General features: G+C 39.0%; 21 protein-coding genes. All 21 read left to right on the forward strand.

Features of this window, described 5'->3' with window-relative positions; genetic code table 11:
- The first annotated feature begins 53 nt into the window (after positions 1-53).
- Positions 54-356: a hypothetical protein gene (locus FFM62_RS07915; protein WP_174855249.1), complete on the forward strand. Its 303-nt coding sequence runs from the start codon at positions 54-56 to the stop codon at positions 354-356.
- Complete coding sequence (gene argS / locus FFM62_RS07920) at positions 356-2,041, forward strand: arginine--tRNA ligase (RefSeq protein WP_115471474.1); 1,686 nt, start codon at positions 356-358, stop codon at positions 2,039-2,041. The genes FFM62_RS07915 and argS overlap by 1 nt, the downstream gene beginning before the upstream one ends.
- A 198-nt stretch (positions 2,042-2,239) precedes the next feature.
- A complete protein-coding gene (locus FFM62_RS07925) occupies positions 2,240-2,707 on the forward strand; it encodes an arginine repressor (protein WP_075269380.1) in 468 nt (155 codons plus the stop codon).
- Between the two features lies 1 nt (position 2,708).
- A complete protein-coding gene (locus tag FFM62_RS07930) occupies positions 2,709-4,901 on the forward strand; it encodes a transglycosylase domain-containing protein (protein WP_115471475.1) in 2,193 nt (730 codons plus the stop codon).
- Positions 4,902-4,953: 52 nt separating this feature from the next.
- Complete coding sequence (locus tag FFM62_RS07935) at positions 4,954-5,298, forward strand: YlbF family regulator (protein WP_115471476.1); 345 nt, start codon at positions 4,954-4,956, stop codon at positions 5,296-5,298.
- Positions 5,299-5,652: 354 nt separating this feature from the next.
- Positions 5,653-6,846 (forward strand): metallophosphoesterase family protein, encoded by a 1,194-nt coding sequence (locus FFM62_RS07940; protein ID WP_115471477.1) that lies wholly within the window; start codon positions 5,653-5,655, stop codon positions 6,844-6,846.
- Positions 6,836-9,175, forward strand: coding sequence for an ATP-binding protein (locus tag FFM62_RS07945; protein WP_115471478.1), 2,340 nt, complete (start codon positions 6,836-6,838; stop codon positions 9,173-9,175). Before FFM62_RS07940 ends, FFM62_RS07945 begins: the two co-directional genes overlap by 11 nt.
- 9 nt (positions 9,176-9,184) lie before the next feature.
- A complete protein-coding gene (locus tag FFM62_RS07950; protein ID WP_115471479.1) occupies positions 9,185-10,153 on the forward strand; it encodes a 3'-5' exoribonuclease YhaM family protein in 969 nt (322 codons plus the stop codon).
- A gap of 95 nt (positions 10,154-10,248) precedes the next feature.
- Positions 10,249-11,781: a gluconokinase gene (gene gntK, locus FFM62_RS07955; protein WP_115471480.1), complete on the forward strand. Its 1,533-nt coding sequence runs from the start codon at positions 10,249-10,251 to the stop codon at positions 11,779-11,781.
- Between the two features lie 285 nt (positions 11,782-12,066).
- Positions 12,067-13,158 carry a bifunctional glycosyltransferase family 2/GtrA family protein gene (locus FFM62_RS07960; protein ID WP_115471481.1) on the forward strand — a complete coding sequence of 364 codons (1,092 nt, stop codon included), beginning with the start codon at positions 12,067-12,069 and terminating at the stop codon, positions 13,156-13,158.
- Positions 13,148-14,155 (forward strand): glycosyltransferase family 2 protein, encoded by a 1,008-nt coding sequence (locus FFM62_RS10335; protein ID WP_240005936.1) that lies wholly within the window; start codon positions 13,148-13,150, stop codon positions 14,153-14,155. The genes FFM62_RS07960 and FFM62_RS10335 overlap by 11 nt, the downstream gene beginning before the upstream one ends.
- On the forward strand, positions 14,152-15,120 hold the full coding sequence (locus tag FFM62_RS10340) for a PilZ domain-containing protein (protein WP_240005937.1): 969 nt from the start codon (positions 14,152-14,154) through the stop codon (positions 15,118-15,120). Before FFM62_RS10335 ends, FFM62_RS10340 begins: the two co-directional genes overlap by 4 nt.
- Complete coding sequence (locus FFM62_RS07970) at positions 15,117-15,338, forward strand: hypothetical protein (RefSeq protein ID WP_115471482.1); 222 nt, start codon at positions 15,117-15,119, stop codon at positions 15,336-15,338. The genes FFM62_RS10340 and FFM62_RS07970 overlap by 4 nt, the downstream gene beginning before the upstream one ends.
- 131 nt (positions 15,339-15,469) lie before the next feature.
- Positions 15,470-16,990 (forward strand): glycosyltransferase family protein, encoded by a 1,521-nt coding sequence (locus FFM62_RS07975; RefSeq protein WP_133296307.1) that lies wholly within the window; start codon positions 15,470-15,472, stop codon positions 16,988-16,990.
- A 34-nt stretch (positions 16,991-17,024) separates the two neighbouring features.
- The gene (locus tag FFM62_RS07980; RefSeq protein ID WP_115471484.1) at positions 17,025-18,191 is read left to right on the forward strand and encodes a GGDEF domain-containing protein; all 1,167 of its coding nucleotides are present in this window, start codon (positions 17,025-17,027) and stop codon (positions 18,189-18,191) included.
- Between the two features lie 143 nt (positions 18,192-18,334).
- Positions 18,335-18,802, forward strand: coding sequence for a PH domain-containing protein (locus FFM62_RS07985; protein WP_115471485.1), 468 nt, complete (start codon positions 18,335-18,337; stop codon positions 18,800-18,802).
- A complete protein-coding gene (locus FFM62_RS07990; RefSeq protein WP_075269391.1) occupies positions 18,792-20,258 on the forward strand; it encodes a PH domain-containing protein in 1,467 nt (488 codons plus the stop codon). The genes FFM62_RS07985 and FFM62_RS07990 overlap by 11 nt, the downstream gene beginning before the upstream one ends.
- A gap of 76 nt (positions 20,259-20,334) precedes the next feature.
- Positions 20,335-20,892 carry a LemA family protein gene (locus FFM62_RS07995; protein ID WP_075269392.1) on the forward strand — a complete coding sequence of 186 codons (558 nt, stop codon included), beginning with the start codon at positions 20,335-20,337 and terminating at the stop codon, positions 20,890-20,892.
- A complete protein-coding gene (locus FFM62_RS08000) occupies positions 20,874-22,628 on the forward strand; it encodes a DUF2207 family protein (RefSeq protein WP_115471486.1) in 1,755 nt (584 codons plus the stop codon). The genes FFM62_RS07995 and FFM62_RS08000 overlap by 19 nt, the downstream gene beginning before the upstream one ends.
- Before the next feature lie 179 nt (positions 22,629-22,807).
- Entirely contained in the window at positions 22,808-24,310 is a 1,503-nt protein-coding gene (locus tag FFM62_RS08005) for a gluconate:H+ symporter (protein WP_115471487.1), read from the forward strand.
- Positions 24,311-24,391: 81 nt separating this feature from the next.
- A partial coding sequence (locus FFM62_RS08010) for a helix-turn-helix domain-containing protein (protein ID WP_137604529.1) occupies positions 24,392-24,613 on the forward strand: 222 nt, incomplete at its 3' end.

Below are 24,613 nucleotides of genomic sequence, written 5' to 3' on the forward strand. Positions count from 1 at the left end.
CCAACTATTAATAAATAAAAAACCTCAGTTATAAAAGTAAAGGGGAAACTATCATGGCTAAAGAACCAGCAGAAAATACATCAGAATTTGATATCGGTGATTTCGTCGCCGGTAAGAAGTTTGCTAATTTTGAGCATGACTTCAAAGGAATCGTTGAAAAAATTTATGAGCATTCAGTCCTAGTGGTTATTACGGAAAATAATCCTGAAGATGATGCGACCGTAAACGAATATAATCATCGTGCAGTATTGCGTATGTCAGACGCTAAAATCTTAGTAAAGACTGATAACCCTGCACCTCGTCCATCAGAAGATGATGATGAAGCGGATGATAATGCCAAAGGAGACAAAGCTTAATGGACTACAAGAATCAAATTGCCGAAACAATTGCTGCAGTTGTTCCTGAATTGGATAAAGCAACGATTCTTTCAAAAATTGAGGTGCCTAAGGATACTAAGATGGGTGATTATGCTTTTCCAGCATTTTTACTAGCCAAAGAACGTCGCATGGCACCACAACAAATTGCAAGTAACATTGTGTCAGAAATTGCAACTGACGGCTTTAAAGAAGTCAAGGCTGTTGGACCTTATGTTAATTTCTTTTTGGATCAAGCCAACTTTGGTGTTGAAACATTAGCTGAAGTGCTACGTCAAGATGACTATGGTCATAACACTGATGGTGAAGCAGGTCATGTGACAATTGATATGTCATCACCTAACATCGCTAAGCCAATGTCAATGGGTCACTTGCGTTCAACAGTTATTGGAAACTCTTTAGCTGAAATTGCCAAAGCAAACGGCTATCAACCAATTAAAATCAATCATTTAGGTGATTGGGGAACACAATTTGGTAAGTTGATGTCAGCTTATAAGCGTTGGGGATCAGAAGAAGAAGTGAAAGCTGATCCAATCAACACATTGGTAAAGTACTATGTACGTTTCCATAAGGAAGCTGAGACACAACCTGAATTGAACGATGAAGGTCGTGCCTGGTTCAAGAAGCTTGAAGATGGTGATGAAGAAGCACATGGACTATGGTCATGGTTCCGTGAAGAATCATTGAAAGAATTCATGGAATTATATAATGACCTAGATATTGATTTTGATTCATTTAACGGTGAAGCTTTCTATAATGACAAGATGGACGATGTAATCGATACCCTTAAGGAAAAGCAATTACTTGTTGAATCACAAGGTGCACAAGTAGTTGATTTGGAAGACGAAGGATTGAACGTTGCAATGATCCAACGTACCGACGGGGCAACTTTGTACATGACGCGTGACTTAGCTGCTGCTATTTTCCGTAAGAACAACTACAATTTTGTTAAGTCACTATACGTGGTTGGTGGTGAACAGCGTGAACACTTCAAGCAATTGAAGGCGGTCTTGAATAAGATGGGTTACGAGTGGTCAAATGATATTGAACACATCCCATTTGGTATGATTACTGTTGATGGTAAGAAATTATCAACACGTTCTGGCCGTATTGTTCTATTGAAGGACGTTTTGGCTGATTCTGTTAAATTGGCAACTGCTCAAATTGACGAAAAGAATCCAGATCTACCTAATAAGGCAGAAGTTGCTCATGAAGTTGGAACTGGTGCGGTTGTATTCCATGATTTGATGAATGAACGTCTGGGTGACTTTGATTTCAAGTTGGAAGAAGTGGTTCGCTTTGAAGGTGATACTGGTCCATATGTACAGTATACAAATGCTCGTGCGCAATCAATTTTGCGTAAGGCAGGTAAGCCTGAGTTAGATTTGACTAACTTGTCAATTGATGATGAACAAGTTTGGGAAACTGAAAAGTTAGTTGCAAACTTTAGTGATACTGTTCGCCGCGCATGGCGTGATCGTGAACCATCAGTGATTGCGAAGTATGCATTGAATTTGGCCCGTACTTTCAATAAGTACTATGCTAATTCAAAAATCTTGATTGAAGATGACCAATTAAACGCACGTTTGGCATTAGTAACGGCTGTTTCAAATGTTTTGACTGAATCACTACGTTTGTTGGGTGTAAAAGCACCACAAGAAATGTAATTAAAATATATTAACTATTAAAAGGGTCGAAGTTCATTCCGTGTATCGGAAAACTTCGACTTTTTTACCTATAATAATGATTGATAATTTTGTCTACTAAAGGCAGAGTTAAGTGAAATAGTCGATTATGATAGAATAGTACCAGTGGTGACAGTAACGATTAGTCATCATGATTGAGTGAAAAAAGAGGAATGAAACATGGCTTTAAAAAAGCAAGAACGACAAGCAATGATTCTTGAAATTTTGGCACGTAATGTGATTGATTCTCAAGAAGAAATTTTACATCGTTTGCAAAATGCAGGTATTGCAGTCACACAAGCTACGGTCTCACGTGACATTAAAGAACTACGGATTGTACGTCGTCCTGATGTTAATGGTCAAACGAGATATCAAGTGATGGCTGATGCAACGAATCAGGCTGCTAATGATGGCAATCAAATTGAACAAGGCTTTTCAGACATGGCAGTCGATGTCACACCAGTGTCATTTATGATTGTGGTAAAGACGACGCAAGGTAATGGCAATCGTTTGGCTGCGATGATTGATGCAGCGGAAATGCCAGAGGTGATTGGTACATTAGCTGGTCATAATACAATTTATGTCACTACGCCGACAGCTGAGGCGGCAATTGCTTTAGCTGATCAATTTAATAATTGGAAGCAATAATATGAAAGATTATATTAAAGGATTAAAAAATTGGTTTCATCAAAAAATGATGCCAGTGACTAATTGGTTACGTAAATTTTTTGGTCCGTTAATTCGGTTTCACCAACGATTTTTTCAGCCATTCTATGCGTGGTTGCGAAAAACTTTTGGCCCTTTTTGGCATAGATTTCAAATCAATCGCTGGCTGATTGCGTTATTATTGTCGCTGATTTTAGTTATCAGTGTGCTAGGAACATTTGAAGCTAAGACGACGGATGTATCTGATTTGAAAAAGCGTCTCCAATCAACTACTGAAATCTATGATGTTTCTGGTAACAAGGCAGGTAGTCTGTCAGGACAGAAGGGAACGTATGTCAAGTTTAGTGAGATTTCTCCACATGCGGTAAATGCCGTTATCGCTACTGAGGATCGTAATTTCTATAAGGAACATGGTTTTTCTGTCCGTGGAATGACACGTGGTGTATTGACTACCATCTGGTATCGAATTCGCGGTAGCAATGTGTCGGTTGGAGGGTCAACTTTAACGCAACAGTTGGTAAAAAATGCCTTCCTAAGTCAGGACCAGACTGTTATTCGTAAAGCACGTGAATTATTTTTATCAGTCCAAGTTGAAAAAGAATATTCTAAACATGAAATCTTGGCAATGTATCTAAACAATGCTTACTTTGGTCATGGTGTTTGGGGTATTCAGGATGCGGCTAAAAAGTATTTTGGTGTGAGTGCAGCTGATTTGTCAGTGTCGGAAAGTGCGATGCTCATTGGGATGCTACAATCTCCCAATGGCTATGATCCATTGACATATGAAGATACGGCTAAGCAGCGGCGTGATCAAGTCATTCAAAATATGGTGTCAACGAAATATTTGACGCAAGCGCAAGCAGACTATAATGCAAAGTTTGCCTTAGGCGCTACCGATCATGAAGTTGATAATTCAAATTATAATTATCCTTATTATTTTGATTCCGTCATTAATGAAGCAATGAATAAGTATGATTTGAAGGAACAAGACATTTTGAATAATGGGTATAAGATTTACACAACTTTGGACCAAAAAGATCAAACGAATTTGCAAAATGATTATGACGATGAGAGCTTAAATCCAATTGGTGATGGGTCGCAGGCGGCTTCAGTGGTAATGGATGCAAAAACTGGTGGTGTCCGTGCCGTTGTTGGTGGTCGTGGTGAACACGTCTTTAGAGGATTCAATCGTTCTACCCAGTCTCATCGTTCACCAGGATCGACGATTAAACCAATTGCGGATTATGCGCCATCATTGTCACGTGGTTTCTCATATGATTCTGACCTGAAGAATAGTAAGATGAGCTTTGGTACCAATGGTTATTCACCTTCAAATTATGGTGATTATACCAGTGAAAAAATCCCAATGTATCAAGCCTTGGAGAATTCTTACAATATTCCGGCCGTTTGGCTGCTTGATCAAATCGGTGTGAATGCTGGGTATAACGCAGCTACTAAGGCTGGCTTACCATTGGCCAAATCTGATAAGAACTTGTCATTAGCAATTGGTGGTATGAAAAAAGGTGTCACACCATTAGAGTTGACTCAAGCATATACGAGTTTTGCTAATGGGGGTCAAATGAGTGATAGCCATTTCATTACTAAAATTGTCGATACTTCTGGTAAGACGATTGCCCAAGCCAAAGAAAAGCATACGCGTCTATGGTCAAAGCGGGTGGCTAATGAGATGACTTCGATGATGATGGGTGTTTATACGCATGGTACTGGAACCGCTGCTGATCCGAGTGGTTATGATGTGGCTGGTAAAACAGGAACAACTGAAGTTTCAGGAACTAATTCAACGAGTGATAATGCCACTGACTCATGGGCAATCGCCTATACGCCAGATGTTGTTGTGACGACATGGACAGGATATGATGAAACGGATGCTGACCATACGATATCTGCCTATTTGTCGCAAACATCTGGTCCGTTAATGAAAACGACACTTGAACAAGTTTTGCCAAATACAAAACAAACGAACTTTGGTGTCAAAAGTGTTCGCGCGAAGATGTCAGCCACTGAAAATGGGGCTTCAAATAAGAAGAATGGTATTTCTAATAACATTTCCGGTATTGGTGATGATATTAAGAATGGTGCTTCTAGTGCCTGGAGTAATGTCAAAGGTGGTGCCCAAAAAGCTTGGTCGGGAATTCAATCATTATTACCACAATAACTATAAAATATGAGATAATGGAATAACTAAAAGAGATGGGGAATAAATACTTATGATAAATATTTACGATGACGTTAACGCAGTTGCAACTACTTTACGCGAAACAGCGCAATATAAGACATTACGTGATGCCATTGATGCTGTCGAAGCTGAGCCAGAAGCTAAGGCTATCTTTACTCGTTTCCAACAAGCACAAACACAAATCAATCAAGCAGTGCAATCAGGTAATGAACCAGCGGAGGATCAAATCAAAGCTTGGCAAGAAATTGCTAACGAGATGGAACAATATGATTCTCTAAAGAAGATGCTTGAAGCTGAAAAAGGATTGAACCAATTGTTGATGGAAATCAACGATATCATTACCAAGCCAATTGCCGAATTATACGGTCAAGATTAAATAATAGAGATGAGAGCGAGATAAAAGTCGTTTTGAAGCCGGTGTGTAACGTGATTTGCGATATTTTACCCGGAGCAAAGCGAAGGACAGGAATGTCGTAAATTGTGTTACATTGAGACTTCAGACTTTTAGAACGCGTTTAAGCTATAAAATTTATAAGCGTATAAATTAATTTGTTTTTAGCAAACAAATGTTGAGACATTTACTTTTGTCCCAACATCATATTGATAAACAGGGTGGAACATGTGATTTTGTTCCACCCTGTTTTGCTGTATTAACGTCTTTTAGAACGTTCTCTTTTTTTTGTCGTCAAACTCCCATATAATGAAATTAAAAACAAAAAGGGGCTGGAAAATGAAATTTATTCATGCAGGCGATTTACACCTGGGTAATCCATTTGGTGGTTTATCCGTGACACCAGATTGGTTGACTGACAAGTTACAATCTGCAACCGAAACTGCCGTCCATCGCTTGGTGGATGATGCCATTACTGCTGCAGTGGATTTTGTGGTATTAGCAGGTGACTTATTTGATTCAACCACGCCCGATGCGCGCGCACAATTAGATTTAGTCAAAGAATTAGAAAGATTAGCAACGGCCAACATTCCGGTATATATCGGGTTTGGTAACCATGATTATGTTGTTGATTGGCAACAGTTACCAACATTTCCAAAGAATGTAACCCTGTTTCCAGAAGCGGTGACTACGTATGATTTACAGACCCAAAATCATGAGACGGTAGCAATTTCAGGATTTTCATATACACAACGGCATATTACGACTGACCAAGTGGCCCAATTCCCAATGAAAGCTAATCAAGCTGATTGGCATATTGGTGTTTATCATGGTGCGGTGGGTGAAGTCTGTTCAGGAAATTATGCCCCGTTTAATTTGCAAGCACTGCAAGACAAACATTATGATTACTGGGCATTAGGTCATATTCATGTGCGAGAGACATTGCAAGCTAAGCCATTTATTGGTTATTCGGGTAGTATTCAGGGATTGGATAAAACTGAAACTAATGCCAAAGGTTATTATATGGTAGAAAGTGACGGTGATGAACTAGTACCGACATTTACTCCGGTGGCGCCAATTACTTGGGTGACGGCAAGCTTACGGACAAATCGTGACTTGAGTACGGTTGTTCAATATGTACGCGAGCAATTTGCGGCCAAGGATGAGTTTGAATTAATTACGTTAGAGTTGATTACTGAAGACCCCAATGTCCTGTCAGTCATTGTGAACCAACAATTATTGGCACAATTTGTGGCGGCAGCTCAGCCTACTGATATGTTCTTTATCTACGATATTCAGGTACAAACGCAAGACCAGCAGATGCCGTTACCAGCTGTTGATGAGACCTATTGGTCAGAAACCTTGGCTGATGTATTTACCCGAGAGCAATTACAAAAACTAGGCCTAAAACAGGTGACGGATGTCGCTGTTTTAGATCATTTTTTAAATGAACAGACATTGCATGAGCTACAGACAGCAGTTCAAACACAATTGCACTTGGCACAGATGGGGGATGAATATCATGTGGATTAAAAAAGTGCATATTGTGGGATTTGGTCAGTTTAATGAACAAACATTTGATTTTGTGCAGGGATTACAAATTGTGCAGGGATTAAATGAAGCCGGTAAGACGACTTTACATCAATTTTTATTTGATATATTATTTGGCTTTCCACAAGCTAAAGGTCGTAAAATCAACACTTATGAGCCATTAAATAAAGGCCCATATGGTGGTAGTATGCAATTTGAAGTTGATGGTCAACTTTACGAGCTGGAGCGTTTAGGCAGAACACAAACAGCAACGACTTTAACAGTCGTCGCAACGGGGCAACAATTTGCTGATCCGGAAGCAATGCTGACCAAGTTATTGGGACCAGTTGACCGTGACTTATATTTGGCAATTTTTAGTTTTGACCAAGCAGCTTTAATGAATATCTTTTCACTAAAGCCAGACGACTTTGCATCATACTTGCGGACGTTAGCAACACCAGGAGCTCAGAATTGGTTAGAAGTTGCGAATCGCTGGGAAAAAACAGCAACGGCAAAATTTGGTAGCACTAAAACAGCGCATCGTGAGCTCAACCAAGCTTTGGCAAATTTAAAGACACAACGCCAACAGTTACAAAATAAGATTCGCCAACAGCCATCTTTAGATAAGTTACAAGCAGAGGCGCAACATCTAAGTCAGCGGGTAACGAGTTTACAGCAACGGCAAGAGCAGATCCAAGGTCAGATGAGTCACCAACAAGCACAGGTTCACTTAGTGCCGGTGTATCGACGTTGGCAGCAGATTAAGCAACAAGTCAAAGCGACTGGTAAACCGTTGGATTTAACGGTTGCCGACAAAGCTGACCGTGTCCGGCAACAATTAGCCGCATTAGATGAAGTGATGGTAACGACAGCGGTTACGAAGCAACAAGTTGAATCAGCGACCGTTGCTTTACGGCAATTAGAAAAATTAGAAAAGCAGCAACAAACTTTGGCTGAACAACAAGTCAAATCTGTCCAGGCTCAAAATGAATTATTGGAAAAATATCATTGGACACAGATACCACCATTATTAACAGAGCAACAAAAAGCTCGTTTGGGTGGTCAAGGAGAAACGACGCAAGCAAATTCTGATTATCGCTGGTTGGTCGTAGCGGCAATAATTTGTGTTGTGATTATTATTGGTGCTTTGCTGGCGGGTCATTGGATGATCGGTATGCTGTTAGCGGTGCTTGTCTTAGTCATTAGTTGGTGGGGTAGTCGCCGACCAGAACAAACAAAAACAACACTGAATGGGTCACAAGATTTACCAGCTGCCTACCAACAAATGTCAGCCAACGATATTTTTGCTGTCCAGGCGGATATCCAGCATATTAATGATATGATGTCGTCTAATAATCAAATTATTCATGATCAACAGGCGATGATGCCAGAGTTGGTCAAAGTACGAGCGACTTTAAATTGGTTAGGTGAAGGCTTAACTGTTGACGAATACCGCAAGCGTCTTGCTGATATCCATATTAAGCAAGAAACCATGGGACAACAACAGTTACAACGCGCTAATCTCCAACAAACTTTGCAAGACTTGTATCAAGAACTAGGTGTGAAAGATGCTGCCATGTTGCGGCAACGGCGTGATGCACAACGTCATATTAATGATTTGCAGCGTGAAGCAAATGTGCTTGAAGAACAACTAAAAGATGCTGACTTGCATGAGTTAGCTGCGCAAACTGTTGTTAAGCCAGATGATCAGTCAGAAGCGGACGAGCAGCAACACATTTTAAAGCGTATTCAGGATGAGAAAAATCAGTTGAATCAAAAGTTGGCTGAAATCAATGTACAATTACAAAATCTACAAACTGATAATACAATCGAGCATCAGCAACAGGTGGTGGCTAACCAAGTAGCCGTTGTGAATCAACAATTGACTCAGTATTTTGTTGATCGGCTAGGTAGTGAGTGGATTAGGCAGGCATTGAATGCGGCCATTGCTGATCGGTTGCCAAATCTTTTGACGCAGGCAGGGGTTATTTTAAGTCAGTTGACCGATAATCATTATCAAACGATTCAGCAAACGAAGACGTTGCTCAAGGTGGTTCGTGATGATGGGAAGATTCTAGGGGTGAATCAGTTATCAAAAGGAACGGCTGAACAATTGTATGTGGCATTGCGGTTAGCCTTTGTTAAAACTGTAGCCGCTGCTTTGAAGTTACCGCTGTTGATTGATGATGCCTTTGTTGACTTTGACAATCAACGACGGCAAACCATGTTGAACGTATTGAAAGATCTGGCATCATCTGAACAACAAATTTTTTACTTTACGGCGCAAAAGACACCAGGAGAACAGGTCTTAGAATTGACGCATCAACAATAGGAGGTTGTTTTGACAAAAGCATTAAAGGACTATCAATTAGATGAACGAGTTGAAACCTTTGCATTACTTAAAGAAGTTGATGCCCGGGTAACACAACAGGGAAAGCGTTATTTAGCTTTACAATTAGCTGACCGTTCCATGGATATCAAGGGGATGAAATGGGATGCTACCGAAGCAGAAGTCGGCAAATTAGCTGCCGGCATGGTAGTCTATATTCAGGCGGTACGCGAAGCGTATCAGGATAAACCGCAATTAAAAGTGTTATCGATTCGACCAAGTAAAATTGGTGAACCACAGGATGCAGCAGACTTTGTGGCTGCTGCACCTATGAAAAAACAAGATATGGCCGAAGAAGTATCAGCAATTATTTTTCAGATTACTAATGCCAATTGGCAACGCATCGTACGACACATTCTTGGCAAGTACCGTGAGGCGTTTCTGCAGTTCCCAGCTGCTAAAAGTAACCATCATGCCTTTGCGGGTGGTTTAGCTTATCATAGTTTATCGATTGTGCATTTAGCACAAGCTGTTGTTAAGCAATATGGTAATTTAAATGCTAGTCTATTATATGCGGGGGCTTTATTGCATGATATTGGGAAGGTTATTGAACTTTCTGGACCAGTTGCGACGCAATATACAACTGCTGGTAATTTGATTGGCCATATTGTGCTAGTTGATGAAGAGATTGTTTTAGCAGCCACGGAGTTACAGATTGATTTAAAGAGTGAAGACATGCTTGTTTTGCGGCATACAGTTTTGGCACATCATGGTTTATTGGAATATGGCTCACCTGTACGTCCGATGATCAAAGAAGCGAATGTGTTACACCAGTTAGATGAACTAGATGCTGGTATGCAAAGCTTTGATAACGCTGTGGCTGAAACCCAACCTGGTGAATTTTCACCTCGCCAATGGGCCTTAGATAATCGCAGCGTTTATCGACCAAGTGAAGAGCATCTCGCAGATGAAACAAGGTAGAAAAAAATTTTCGTGAATTTGTTTGCAAAATGTAAGTTTTTTACATAAACTTATAGTAAGTGATAAAGCAAAATTAGATTTGAGAGGTTTTAATAATGGATTACCTAATTGGAGTTGACTTAGGAACCACATCAACAAAAGTTGTCCTATTCGATACTAAGGGACATGTTATTGCAAGTGCTAATAAAGGTTATAAGTTATACCGTGATGCACCCGATATGGCTGAAGAAGATCTAGATGAAATTTGGGAAGCGTTTACTGATGCGATGGCACAAGTAACTCGTACTGCCAAGGATGGTAAAATTTTGGGTGTTTCATTTAGTTCAGCAATGCACTCATTGATTGCCTTTGATGCTGACTGGAAACCTTTGACTCGTGTGATTACGTGGGCAGATGCACGTGCTGTTAAGTATACAGAGCAATTGAAGTCAAGCGGTGTTGGTCAAGAGATTTATAGTAAGACTGGTACACCAATTCACCCAATGGCTCCTTTGTCAAAACTTCTTTGGTTAAAGAATGAGCAAACGGATACTTACAACAAGGCAGTTCATTACTTGGGTATTAAAGAATATTTGTTTAACCGTCTATTTGGCGCTAACAAGATGGATTACTCAATTGCATCAGGAACTGGGTTGTTCAATATCTTTAATTTAGATTGGGATGAACAAGCATTATCAGTGACTGGTGTTGCTAAGGACCAATTGCCTGAACCTGTTGATCCATACACAATTGAAAAGGGTATGAATCCGCAATATGCTGCCGAGATGGGCTTGGATGTCGATACACCATTTATTTATGGTGCAGGGGATGGTCCATTATCAAACCTTGGTGTTAACGCTATTCAACCAGGTGTTGCAGCCGTTACGATTGGTACATCAGGAGCTATCCGTGTCGTTACAGATGCGCCAAAGATCGATCCAAAGGGACGTACATTTACATACGCCTTGGATAAGGACCACTGGGTTGTTGGTGGACCTGTTAATAACGGTGGTGATGTCTTCCGTTGGGCACGTGACAACATGTTCGATTCAGAAAAGTCAACGGCTGAATTGTTAGGTGTTGATTCATACGATCTCTTAACTGAAATCGCCTCAAAGATTCCAGCTGGTGCTGACGGTTTGTTGTTCCACCCATACTTAGGTGGCGAACGTGCCCCAATTTGGGATGCTAATGCGCGTGGTTCATTCTTCGGTTTGACACACAACCATACGCGTGCTCACATGGTACGCGCTGTCCTTGAGGGTATTATCTTTAATATCTACATGGTATCGCTAGCACTTGAAGAGGTTGTTGGTGACTTATCTGCTATCCAAGCAACTGGTGGTTTTGCTCGTTCACCATTGTGGCGTCAAATGGCTGCGGATATCTTTGAGCAACCAGTCACTGTGCCAAAGGCCTTTGAATCAGGTGCCTTAGCAGCAACTGTGATGGCACAAAAGGCTTTGGGATTGGTTGATAACTTAGAAGTTATTGGTGATATGATTGGTGAAGCAAACACTTACCAACCAAATCCAGATAACTATGAGGCTTATCGTGAATTGACACCAATTTTCATTCGTCTATCTCGTCAATTACAAACAGAGTACAAGGCAATTGCTGATTACCAACGTACCCATATTGACAAATAATTAATAAATTTTAAGTAAAAGTGGTTGGACATTATCTTGTCTTAACCACTTTTCTTCGTTGGTAAAAATATTTTTCCTTAGAAAACATCCAGTAACTGTTGTGCTGATAGCATATCAAGGTACGGGATATTTTAGTGTGTCATTATTTTTTTAGCTATCAAAAAAATGGTCTATTTTCTAAAGAAATGCTTACGAATATAAATTGGTATATGTATTGACTTTCAAAAATCATATCAGTACAATTACTTGACCAGATAATATATAGAGAGATATTAGAATTATAAAATGACATTACATCAATTTTATAACATTGGTATACTTATACCTGCTTTTAATCCTGATGACAAATTGATTTATTTATTAGATGACATACACCAACAAACAAAATTTAATCAAAAGATTATTATTGTTGATGATGGATCACTAAATCAAGATATTTTTGAACAAATTATGACCAAGTATGGTCAAAGCATTGTTGTCCTACACCACGATAGTAATCAAGGGAAGGGGCAAGCATTAAAAACTGGTTTCCAATACTTTTTGCAACACTATCAATTTATTAACGGTGTTGCAACAATTGATGCGGATGGGAAACATAAAGTGAGTGATCTTCGAAACTTAGAAGATAATTTTATAAAACATCCTGAAGCGTTGATTATTGGTGGCCGTACTTTTGACGAAGCAGTACCTTTAAGAAGTAGATTGGGTAATCTGGTAACCAATCAATTAGTGAAGGTATTGACTGGTATCCGAGTACAAGACACACAAACTGGACTCCGAATTATTCCAATCAATTATGTGAAATTATTAATTTCATTCCCGACTAACCATTATGAATTCGAATTTGATATGTTATTGGCGACTAAAAAGGCGGGGATTGAACTTGTAGAAGTTCCCATTCAAACGGTGTATTTGGATAATAATGCGACGTCGCATTTTAGGGTTATCCATGATTCATTAGCTATTTACAGTCGCTTTTTTAAGTTTGCGTTTAGTGGTGTCAGTTCGTTTGTCATTGATATTGTTAGTTTCTATGTGTTGGTACATTTTATGATGACATATACTCATGATTTTATTATATGGGCAACGCTTATTTCACGCGTCATTTCAGGACTGTTTAATTATGTCATGAATAAACAGCTCGTTTTTGGTACCCAAACTCGGCAAGCTCTTTGGAAATATAGTGGATTATTTCTTTGCCAATTGGTCGCCTCTGGTTTATTAACGACAATTTTTAGTTATCTAACAGCGTTAAACCAGGCAACTTTTTGGATTAGTTGCATTAAGATAATGGTTGATCTTGGCCTGTTTTTGATTAGCTATCAAATTCAAAAAAGATTCGTATTTCGGGAGGCCAAGGATACTAATGCAGCTTAAACTTCATCAAAAAGTATTATATGGATTAGCGGTTATATTAACGGTTATTTACCTGATTTGGCGAACCTTTTTCACGTTGCCATCGCATGATCACCTTGGTTCATTTGTCGTTGCTATATTACTCTTGCTAAGTGAAATATTGTCTAATATGACTGCGTTTATTATTATTTATTTCCGTGTGAACTTTGATAAAAATAAGAATCAACAACTAGATTTACCTGATATTGCTCCTGAGATTGTCTGGCCGGATATAGATGTCATTATTGTGACACATGATGAAGATATTGAATTATTGCGAAAGACAATCAATGCCGCGGTGAATATGACGCCCGGCCATCATCAAAAAGTTAATATTGTGATTGCTGATGATGGTAATCGACCATCAGTGAAGTTATTGGCTGAAGAATATCAGGTAATGTATATTGATATGCCTGAAGGTAATCAGGCGGCAAAAGCAGGTAATATTAATCACGCTTTAGAATTTATCCAGGCACCGTTATTGGTGGTGTTTGATGCAGATATGATTCCCTTTCAAACTTTTTTGCGACATTCGGTGCCTTATTTTATTCAAAATAAACTGATGCAAGAGCAAGATAATCAAGTGAAATCCTTGGGCTTTTTACAAACACCTCAAAGCTTTTATAATGCTGATATTTTTCAGTATAATTTGTTTTCAGAAAAAACAGCGACCAATGAACAGAACTTCTTTTCACGGGATATCAATATCCTAAATGGCTCAAATGGGGCAGCAATTTTTACCGGATCCAATGCCGTGTTTGCCAGAGAAGCGATTGATGCAGTTGGTGGTTTTCCTGAAAAGACATTGACCGAAGATTTTGAACTAGGCGTGCGCATTAATTTAGCTGGCTACATCAGCTTGGCAACGAGTGAACCAGAATCAAGTGGGATGACACCAATGGCCATCAAGAGTGTTGTTAAACAACGTGTTCGCTGGGCACGGGTGTTATCCAAAGTGCTCGGAATTTACACATATTGACTAACCGTCAATTACCATGGGTGAACCGTTTAATTTTGATCAATGTGTATCTATATTGGTGGTCTTTTGCAAGAAGAATGTTGTTTATCTTGGCACCCATCTTATTTGCTCTTTGGCATATTAAATTAGTCGATGTTAATTTTTGGCTATTACTTATACTATGGGCGCCAGGATATCTGTTACTACATTATGTGTTAGGGAAAAGTAATACTAACATACGTGGTGAGCGGTGGGGTGAAATACATGAAACCTTTTTTGCACCATATCTTTGGCTGCCTGTTCTTTTGGAGACCCTGGGGATTAAGCAGAAGAAGTTTAAGGTGACCAATAAAAATAATGGACAATCAACACAGGCAATCCTTTATGGTATCCCGTATTTAACACTGTGGTTGCTTGATGTTTGGGCACTAATTTCATTTAATTACGGTAAATGGGGCTCTGAAATTATGTATGGGGCGATTATCAGTTTTTGGCTGCTTACCCATTTGATTAATTTAACATTTAGTTTGTATATCGCATGGGGTCGCCAGATCAATCGTCAATCAGAGCGTTTTGCCCGATCAGTTAAAGGGTCTATACAAGTCAATGACGAGACAAATATACCGATAACCACAATTGATATATCTGATAAAGGTTTGTTATTTAGACAATCTGAAAGTATTGGTTTGGAAATTGGACGCGAAGTGGTTGTTGAACTTTATCATGCTGGCAAAACGATTACATTCAGTGGGGTTATTCGGATGAGATATGATGACAATACAAGATATGGGCTACAGATTACCTATATTACCTCAGATAATCAAAACAAGTTATATCATCTTATTTACAATGGTAGAAATACGTTACTACCTAGGGAACAAGATTCTTGGATGACCATTTATGATGCACTGTTATTTAATGTTGGTTATCACTTGAAAAATAGCTGGCGAAATATCCAGTCATACAGAAGGATGAAAGAAAAATGACGATGATGATAGCAATCCTGTTTGCGCTAGCTTTGCTAGGATTTCAGCAGTTAGTGATGTTCTTTAAGGGCAGTCAATATTTATCATGGTTGCTTGCAATTATTATGCAAAGCTTAGTTGTTTATATTTTCGCACTAGCCCATCAGTTACGAATAGGTATTTGGCTAACATTCGTTAGTGGGCTAATACTGGCAATAATTTTTTTGTGGTTAGAGTAAAGCAACGACAGTTACTTAAAATAAATTTACATCTATTTGATGTGTGGTTTATGATTTTTGGCATCTTAATCAGCCTAACTTTGTTGAAAAGCCCGTTGATTCATTATGACAATTTTACCCATTGGGCAACCATGGTAAAGTATTTAACTTTCGTCGGTGAACTGCCAGATGCCCAACAAAATTTGGTGACGTTCACTGATTATCCACCAGCTACAGCGATGTTTTTGACCTATTTATCGACGATTGTAGGTTATCATGAAGGCAGTCTACTGGTCGGGCAATTTGTGATTATTGGTGCGGGCCTATATGCCTTATTTGGGGTACTTCGCGATCAACGACGTGCCTTAATAACGGCAGGCTTGGTGTTCATGTTGACGCTGATTAATATCTTTAACATCGCCATTAGATTTAATAACTTGTTAGTTGATTGTCTGATAGCTATTTTAGCGATAGCAGGTATTAGTGCTGTCTATATTCATCAGAATCAACGTGGTTGGCAAATTGTTAGTACAAGTTTGATTGTCAATTTTTTATTATTGACCAAAAGTTCGGCAATGTATTTCGCAATCTTGATATTAATTTATTTTGCCATAGCTAATTTGGCGAAGATTAAAAATAAGGCGCCTAAATGGCGTGAGGTCATTAAAACGACCGCAGTAATTATCTTGACGACTGCTGGAAGTTTTATTGGTTGGTTACTGTGGCGTGTTCATGTCGCTAATGTGTTTACGAAAGTATCCAAACATGCCTTAAACTTGCAAGCCTATCAAAGCCAAGTTGATCATGAATCCGCAAACACACAAAGGTTAATTGTTCAAAAGTTTATGAGTTACATGACTAATACGGACACGTTATTTTTTCGAGGTATCCTATTAGTTAATATTGCCTTATTACTGACTTGGTTAGTGATTCGTGTTGGTCTCCATAAAAGAAGTTATAGTCTGCTTATGTTAGCAATCACTGATTTAGTTACAGCCATCTATATGATTGGTGTACTGGGGATGTATGTCGTTTCAATGCCATATGCTGAAGCCATCAATTTGGCTGGTATTGATCGTTACTTATCAACGATTGTCATATTTAGCATTTTATTAAGTGGTGTCATTATTTTAAATGATATTGACCGAGCATCGTTTCAACCAATTGTTGCGCAACGAAATTCAGCTAGTTTTGCCAATTTACAAACAAAACAGGTGTATCAAGAAAGTACTTTTTTCTTGCTTATCTTTTCAAGTGTTCTGATGTTGTCAGAGATTAATGGTATTAATTTTTTAAATCAAAAGATGAACGATGCATTGCCGATAAAGATGCAGCAGATGGTGCCTAATCAAAATACGTTTAACCACAAACGTATTTTACTTGTTGATGCGAAAGCACAAGACGTTAACAATGCTTATGCAAACTATGTGGGTCGTTATTATTTATTTAGTGATCATGTGGACGGGCGTGAAGCATTTGATGTCTCATCCAAGCAATTTCAGTCAATTATTCAGGGGTATCAATATGTTGTTGTGCCTAGATACCATCAAACTTTTTCAAAATTAACAAGCAAAACTTATCATGAACATGTGCGTACGGGTATTTATAAGGTAACTAATAATGGTATAAAACCGTTATCGACTGCAAAATACTTAGCTGAGATGAATCAATAATATGCTCTGAAATAGTGAATAATAGAGGCATGGGATGGAAAATATAATGGAAATAACAGTCATTATAATTACTTCATTGTTAATTATAACGGGGATTGTTGCAATCGATTACTCAATTAGAACCTGGATCGATAAAGTTAACGGATCGGTAGTCCTAAAAAGGTGGTTAATTTGGTTAAGAGTGGTGATACCAATGGTGGCCATTGTGATGATTGATTTAAATTACTCAGATGCGACTGATATTTGGGGTCGATTAACTGGTTACAGCGTTGAGATATCGATTGCCTGTTATTTTATTGTGCATGTACATGACAAATTATTTGTGTATGCAACGGATTGTATGGCGCTTGTTGTCATGTTATTTAATATCAGCGTGTATTTTCCGGCGGTACCAAATTATCAAGATTTTGGTAGGCTACTTCTTTCGTTATTTGGTGTGTTATTAACTATATTTATAAATCATCTGATTTATAGTTACGATGTTTTTAAAATCAGGTCGCGTGTTCGATTTTTTGTCATCATTTGTTTGTATAGTATGTCGTGGTGGAGTATTTTATCGCTTAATCAAACATTTTCTGGTTATGATCTGCTAGCACAGATGGTTGCTAGTATCGTTAATATTTCGATTATTTTGTCGTTGGACTTAGTTTTTAGAAAACAGCTTGAGTCGTTGACCCATGAGATTGATGCAGATTTTTTAACGCAAATTGGTAACCGTAAAGCATTTGAATTTGCGTTTCAACAACTGTTTAATAAGTATGAAAAAAGACAGCATGATTGGTATCTTGTGATGCTGGATATCGATGATTTTAAACAAATTAATGACCAATTTGGTCATATAGTCGGTGACACAGCATTGCGTCGTTTATCGAAAGAGGTTAATCTACAGTTATATGATCTACAATTAGATGCTTCGTTTTTCAGAATAGGCGGGGAAGAGTTTGCTATTTTGTTGACGCATATTGATGAATCGCATTTACCGCAAATTATTGAACAACTCAAGACAACTGTTGGTCGAATTGATATTACAACTAATGGTGAGCAGTCTGTAAAGATATCTATATCGATGGGAGTTGCTAAGTATCAGAATCATGATAATAGTGCTGCAGTGCTTTACGAAAGAGCAGGCTCGTATTTATACGCAGCTAAAAAAGATGGCAAAAATTCAGTGAACTATGAAGGTAATAAGTTAATAAAATAGGGCATGTAAATGTCGATACCGCTAATCTAATTAGATTGGCGGTTTTTTATGTTGTTACATTAAACCCGTTGATAGTGTTTGCTTTCCAAATTTCGTTTATGTTAGGCTTAAACTTATTATGTGAAGGGGTAGGTATTTACAAAATGGGACAACAATTACCTAAGCGTATCAAAACGGTTTGGCGTTTGCAGGCCGGGTTTAATCTTTTAATTGATATTGGCATTGTGGTGGGAATCATAGTGTGTCATTACTTTTTTTCATGGCCAACATGGCTGATATGGGTGGCGAGTTTACTTGCGATGATGGCGGCAATTATCCAATTTACCTTGATTCCTTATCGCTATCAATTTTGGCGCTATCAGCTTTCAGACCATGATGTTGAAATCACAACGGGCTTTTTCGTACGTAAAACGACGGCGGTGCCAATCTTACGGATCCAAGATGTTACCTTGTCTGCGGGGCCTTTATTACAATTTAATCATTTACAATCAGTTAAGATTCATACAGCAGCCGCAGTACATGAAATCGGTGGGGTTGATCATGCCACCGCAACACAACTAAAAAATCAAATTATGAATCTAGCCAAGGAGGAGGATGTTTATGACAGTTAAGGCAAAACATCTGCACCCCTTAGCATTAATTGTTTTTTTAGTTGAGGAAGTGAAGACGTGGTGGCTGTTACTATTATTAGGCGCTATTAATGGTTTATGGTGGGTGCTTTTAGCAGCGATTTGTTTAGGATTAGCTTTAATAGTTGGTCGCTATGCCACCATGACTTACGCAATTACAACTAATGAAATTGTGATTAAAAGTGGCATATTTAATAAAAAACAACATCATCTGACTTATCCAAAAATACAAACCTTTCAAACAAAACAATGGTTCTTTATGAAGCCACTGCATTTGGTTAGTTTAAAAATTGAAACATCGGCGCATGTTGACAATCAAGCTGATGCCAGCTTACCGGTGATTACGGTAAAAGAAGTTAGAGAACTGGAACGATTAAAACAGAATAGTTATTCAGAAATAAATGAACCCGCAGAAGCGACATCAACAAACGCCGAACCACAACATTCAGAAACAAAACAGGCACAATATCAAATTAAATGGCGCGACTTAAATTTGTATGCGCTGACTTCATTTAGTGTCGTACCAATTTTAGTTGGAGTGTTGGCGATTTATAGCAACTTAGATGATGTTTTACCAGATCATTATATTAATCAAATATTTAGTCGTTTTAGTCAGCAGACCGCAATGGTGATTATACTTGATGTTGTCTGCTTGATTTTGTTAGCTATCGTGGCTGCCTATTTGTTGATTATTCAGCGTTACTATCACTTTACAATTGTGCACCAAGGTTCACAGCTGACAACGAAAAAAGGATTTTTTCAAACTAGTCGGGTGACCGTCAGACTTAACCGAATTCAAAGTGTGGTGTATGTCCAATCGTGGTTACGACGCTTATTACATTTAACAACTGTTCAGGCGTTGGTAGCAGCAAACGCCTCGGATGATGAAGACAGTGGTGATGTGGTCATTATGCCAGTCGTGCAAACGAAAGATGTGCAACATCAAACCCGCCGCTTTATCAATTGGCTGCCAAGCCAAGATGTTGTACCCGCTTCATGGCGACAAACGAATGCCCATGGTCGTTGGGCATTGATTCGCAACCGCTTGTTAGTAACTGCTATTGTGGTTATACCAACTTGCATTTTTTGGCGTCCCTATGGTTTGTTATCACTAATTTTGTTGCCGGTTGCGTGGGGACTGGGTGCTTATGTTGGTAAAACAAATGGTCTTGGTGTGACTGAAAATCATATTTTGGTTGCCCAAGTGGGCCGTCTATTTGGTCAAAAGCGCTATTATATGCCTAAGAAAAATATTCAATCAATGCGAATATCGCAGAGTATTTTTATGCGCCGGACAGGACTGGTCCATTTAGAAATTCGTCTACGCAGTGGTAACAGTGAGTTATTAGTTGAGAATCGTTATTTGCCAAAACGTGATGCTCAGACGATTTATAACTGGTACCGTCAGACAGATATGGACAAAGAGGCTATCCAATGATTTATAGTAGGCTTTATGGTATAAAGTAATAGAAGTATCTCGATAAATCTAGCAAAATAGGACAGGAGAGATTGATATGGTATGGGGAATTATTGTTGGTATTCTGGTTGTGATAATTATTGGATGGTTAATTGCTATCTACAACCAGTTGGTGCGTTTACGTGAAAATGTCCGTAATGCCATGGGGCAAATTGCCGCACAAGTTGAAAGTCGTTGGGATGCGTTAACTAATTTAATGCAGGCGACTGAAAAATATCAAACGTACGAGAGCAAAACCTTTGAAAAGATTGTTAATGCTCGTCAAAACGTGTCTGAACGATCAGATGTCGCCGATGTAAATGCGGATGAACAACAATTTAATCGGGTATTAGGGGTCGTCAATGCTTTGGCTGAACAATATCCTGACTTAAAAGCTAGTCATGTCTATCAACAGACAATGACGGCAGTTGATGAGTTTGAGAATAAAGTGCGTCTATCACGAATGGTATATAACGATTCAGTTACGAAATTAAATCGATCGATTCAAGTCTTTCCTAATTTCATGATTGCTGGTTCAATGGGCTTTAGTCAGGAAAAGTACTTCGAAAATACCCAAGGAAAACAGGAGATGCCAAAATGGGAAAAGTCAGAGTAAAATCGCTCTGGTTACTATTTCTGGCATGTATCGTTTCGTTTTTCGTGTTGGGGAATAGCCAGAAGGTTGCGGCTGAACAAACCGTTAATCGCATGAATATCGATGTGTCTTTGAATGATCAAGGAACAGCTACAATTAAAGAAAATTGGTCCGTAACAGCTGATGAAGGTAGTGAAATTTACAAAGTTGTGAAGTTAGTTGGTCCTCAAGAGCTTTCGAATTATCAGGTTAGCATGGATGGCCGTCAATTTACGAGGCAATCAAATTGGCAAACTGATAATAATCGCCAGCAAAAGGCCTATCAATATGGTCAGAATGGGGATGAACTAAATTGGGGAATTACCTCATACGGTACTCATGAATATACGATTCAGTATCAAATCAGTAATTTTGTTGAACAAACGGCCACGAAGCAAATGATTGCTTGGCAGTTTTTAAACAGTGATGTGAAGATTTCGCCTAAAAACTTGCAAGTTGTTGTTCATGATTCAAACCGACAATTATCAGTGGATAATGGTTATGGTGTTTGGGGATTTGGCTTTGATGGGGAAACTGCGTTTAATAAGGGGCAGGTGACCATGCAAAGCAGCAAGAACTTGTCAGAAGATAATTACGTCAAAATGATTGTTCAAATCCCTAAGAATACCTATGGTACGGCATATAAAACGACACGTTCTTTTGATTCCTATATGCAAGAAGCCTTTAAAGGTAGTGATTATAATTATCAAGATTATAAGAACGGGGAAACCGTGAAGAATGATCAAGGACGCCGGCTAGCATTAATTGTGGTGACTGTTGTTATTCTGTTGGTATTGGGTGCTGGTATTTGGTTACTACTGTGGTATCGCAATTACCGTCGTTATTATCCAACTATTAAGACGTTACAAAAACAAACCAAAGGCGAGTACTATCGTGAAATTCCAACCGGTAGTATTTATAATGTTTACCAACTATTGAGTGCCATGTTATCGACGACAGTGACAAGTAATTTCTTGTCAGTCGGGTTGTTGCAACTGATGCGTGATCAATATTTGACCATTCAGACAAAAGATGCTGAAAAAAAGCCGAATAAGAAAAAAATCACGTTTATATTGGCTGATAAAGAATTGGCGGCGGATACGCCAGAACCGATTCAAAAGTTACATGAATTATTAAAACACGCAGCCAAAGACGGCGTTGTCACACAAAAAGATTTTGGTAAGTATTTAAGCAAACATAGTAAAAAACTTGAAGCATTAACGAAAGCTTTCGATCATTATAGTCAACAGTATGGTGAGGCCAATGATTTGGTTTATCCGACGAAAACAAAGCGCGTAAAAACTGATGATAAAAAGCGTGATCGGGCAAATCGGGCGGCTAGTTGGTTACAAGGCTTCCGTAAAAAGCCGGCTGCGGATGAAGTTGATTTGAATCTGGCTCGTCTAAAGAATTACTTGCAAGAATTTACATTGATCAATGAGCGAACCCCACAAGAGGTTGGCTTGTGGGATGATCTAATGTTAGCGGCAGCCGCTTTTGGTATTGCTGAAGAGGTGGCCGAGCAACTAACAGTGGCTTATCCAGAGTATCAAGCAGAAAGTGTTTACTATCATGGGTCATTTTTCCCATTCTTTGCTGTTCAGCACTTTAGTAGTAGTGCCATGACAACCGCTGTTAGTACTGGTAGTGGTGGTGCCACGAGTATGTCCGGTGGTGGTAGCTTCGGTGGCGGCTCTGGTGGTGGTGGCTTCCGTTGATTATGCACAAAGTAAATTGGTGTGTACCAATTCCGGGACATCAAAAGGTGTCTTAAACGCTTTTTTTACAGTTTGTACAGTTGTAAAAAGTTAGTGAAAAGGTATAAAATGACGTAGTTGAGCAATCGCTTACACAAGTGTGAGTGAAATTATTTTTTGATTGAAGAGGTTAGTGTATTATGTTCACAATGCTAACAGGATTATCAATTGACAAATCTACAGGACTGTATCAATGGCTGCTAAATGATTTTAATATTTGGCCATTTTTGATTCTAGTTCTTGGAATTGCCTTGTTGCTATTTTTTATCCTGAAGTTAAATGTTAATACCTTCGTGGCATTAATTATTACATCTATTTTAGTTGCCCTTGGTCTGGGTATGAACCCAGCCGGAATCGCCGATGCGTTGAAAGATGGTATCGGTGGCACGATGGGTGAGCTGATCATCGTCTTTGGATTTGGATCGATGATTGGTCGTTTGGTTTCTGATTCTGGTGGTTCCTACCGTATTGCCACAACGCTGATTAGAAAATTCGGTAAGAAGCGTTTGCAGTGGGCAGTTGCTGGTGCATCATTTATCATTGGTATTTCTTTGCTATTCGAAGTTGGACTAGTTGTTTTGATCCCAATTGTATTTACAATTGCGCTTGAAGCTGAAGTACCTTTGCTTTACTTGGGAATACCAATGGCTGCAGCATTGTCTGCCGCTCAAGGGTTCTTGCCACCACAGCCATCACCTACAGCAGTTACTAATATTCTAGGTGCTAACATTGGTATCGTCTTGATGTATGGTATTGTTGTTGCCATCATTGCGATGTTAGTTGCTGGACCATACTTCACTCGTGTTATTAAGAAGTTTGAGCCTAAAGCATTTAAGATTACTAAGAAGTTAGATGCTATTGGTGAAGTTAAGACGTTTAAGTTAGAAGATACACCATCATTTGGATTGGCAATCACAACTTCATTGATGCCTGTTATCTTCATGCTTATTTCAACGATTTACACGTTGACAGTTAACGCTGGTAAGCAAGTTTACTCAGGTACGGTTGGTGATGCCTCATGGAAGGCTATGTCAGCTGCCACTCAAAGTGGTTACGTTACTGATCCATCAGTATTAGACAAGATCATTGCCATGTTTGGAAACCCTGTGATTGCCATGGTCGTGGCTATGTCATTTGCAATCTGGTCAATGGGACCAAAGCAAGGTCGTACAATGGGTGAAGTTGGTGACTCAATGGGTAATGCCTTGAAGTCAATCGCTAACCTATTGATGGTTATCGGTGGTGGTGCCGCTTTCAAGGGAATCTTGACAGCCGGTGGTATCTCTGATGCAATTGCTGACGCTTTCTCAAACACGTCATTGTCACCAATTATCTTTGCTTGGCTTATTGCTTTGATTTTGCGTGTGTCAGTTGGATCAGCAACAGTTGCTGGTTTGACAACAGCTGGAATCGTTGCACCATTGGTAGCAAGTCAATCAGCTGTTGATCCAGCCTTTGTTGTCTTGGCTATTGGTGCCGGTTCAGTTGGTATCTCACACGTTAACGATGCTGGTTTCTGGATGTTCAAGGAGTTCTTCGATTTGGACGTCAAACAAACTTTGAAGATTTGGACGGTACTAGAAACATTGATTTCTGTTGTCGGCTTGATCGTTATCTTAGCTTTGTCAGCAATCTTTTCATAATTAATATAAATAAACGTAAAAACTGGGATTGAACTGAACCCCGTAAGTTGGAGTAATTTCCAAAACTTACGGGGTTTTACTATGTTTTCAAAAGAAGTACAAATTGAAGCAGTCACGATGTACCTACAAGGTATTCCGCCTTATAAAATACGGAAAAAGTTTGGTATTAAAGGAACAGACACCATTCGTAACTGGGTTACTAATATCAAGGAACTTGGTGTCTATGGATTAAACAACGCTAGTCAAAGTAAGACAAATTATCAATATTCCTTTAAAATCAAGGTAATTCAATGGCGACTTGAG

This window comes from Weissella thailandensis, assembly GCF_005405465.1.
In the GTDB taxonomy this organism is placed as follows: Bacteria; Bacillota; Bacilli; order Lactobacillales; family Lactobacillaceae; genus Weissella; species Weissella thailandensis.

Coding starts and splice junctions, on each gene's coding strand:
- FFM62_RS07985 (WP_115471485.1), top strand. CDS start 18,335: ATGGGACAACAATTACCTAAGCGTATCAAAACGGTTTGGCGTTTGCAG.
- FFM62_RS07980 (WP_115471484.1), top strand. CDS start 17,025: ATGGAAAATATAATGGAAATAACAGTCATTATAATTACTTCATTGTTA.
- FFM62_RS08005 (WP_115471487.1), top strand. CDS start 22,808: ATGTTCACAATGCTAACAGGATTATCAATTGACAAATCTACAGGACTG.
- FFM62_RS10335 (WP_240005936.1), top strand. CDS start 13,148: ATGCAGCTTAAACTTCATCAAAAAGTATTATATGGATTAGCGGTTATA.
- FFM62_RS07940 (WP_115471477.1), top strand. CDS start 5,653: ATGAAATTTATTCATGCAGGCGATTTACACCTGGGTAATCCATTTGGT.
- FFM62_RS07935 (WP_115471476.1), top strand. CDS start 4,954: ATGATAAATATTTACGATGACGTTAACGCAGTTGCAACTACTTTACGC.
- FFM62_RS07960 (WP_115471481.1), top strand. CDS start 12,067: ATGACATTACATCAATTTTATAACATTGGTATACTTATACCTGCTTTT.
- argS (WP_115471474.1), top strand. CDS start 356: ATGGACTACAAGAATCAAATTGCCGAAACAATTGCTGCAGTTGTTCCT.
- FFM62_RS08000 (WP_115471486.1), top strand. CDS start 20,874: ATGGGAAAAGTCAGAGTAAAATCGCTCTGGTTACTATTTCTGGCATGT.
- gntK (WP_115471480.1), top strand. CDS start 10,249: ATGGATTACCTAATTGGAGTTGACTTAGGAACCACATCAACAAAAGTT.
- FFM62_RS07990 (WP_075269391.1), top strand. CDS start 18,792: ATGACAGTTAAGGCAAAACATCTGCACCCCTTAGCATTAATTGTTTTT.
- FFM62_RS07995 (WP_075269392.1), top strand. CDS start 20,335: ATGGTATGGGGAATTATTGTTGGTATTCTGGTTGTGATAATTATTGGA.
- FFM62_RS07930 (WP_115471475.1), top strand. CDS start 2,709: ATGAAAGATTATATTAAAGGATTAAAAAATTGGTTTCATCAAAAAATG.
- FFM62_RS07915 (WP_174855249.1), top strand. CDS start 54: ATGGCTAAAGAACCAGCAGAAAATACATCAGAATTTGATATCGGTGAT.
- FFM62_RS07945 (WP_115471478.1), top strand. CDS start 6,836: ATGTGGATTAAAAAAGTGCATATTGTGGGATTTGGTCAGTTTAATGAA.
- FFM62_RS07970 (WP_115471482.1), top strand. CDS start 15,117: ATGACGATGATGATAGCAATCCTGTTTGCGCTAGCTTTGCTAGGATTT.
- FFM62_RS07975 (WP_133296307.1), top strand. CDS start 15,470: ATGGTAAAGTATTTAACTTTCGTCGGTGAACTGCCAGATGCCCAACAA.
- FFM62_RS07925 (WP_075269380.1), top strand. CDS start 2,240: ATGGCTTTAAAAAAGCAAGAACGACAAGCAATGATTCTTGAAATTTTG.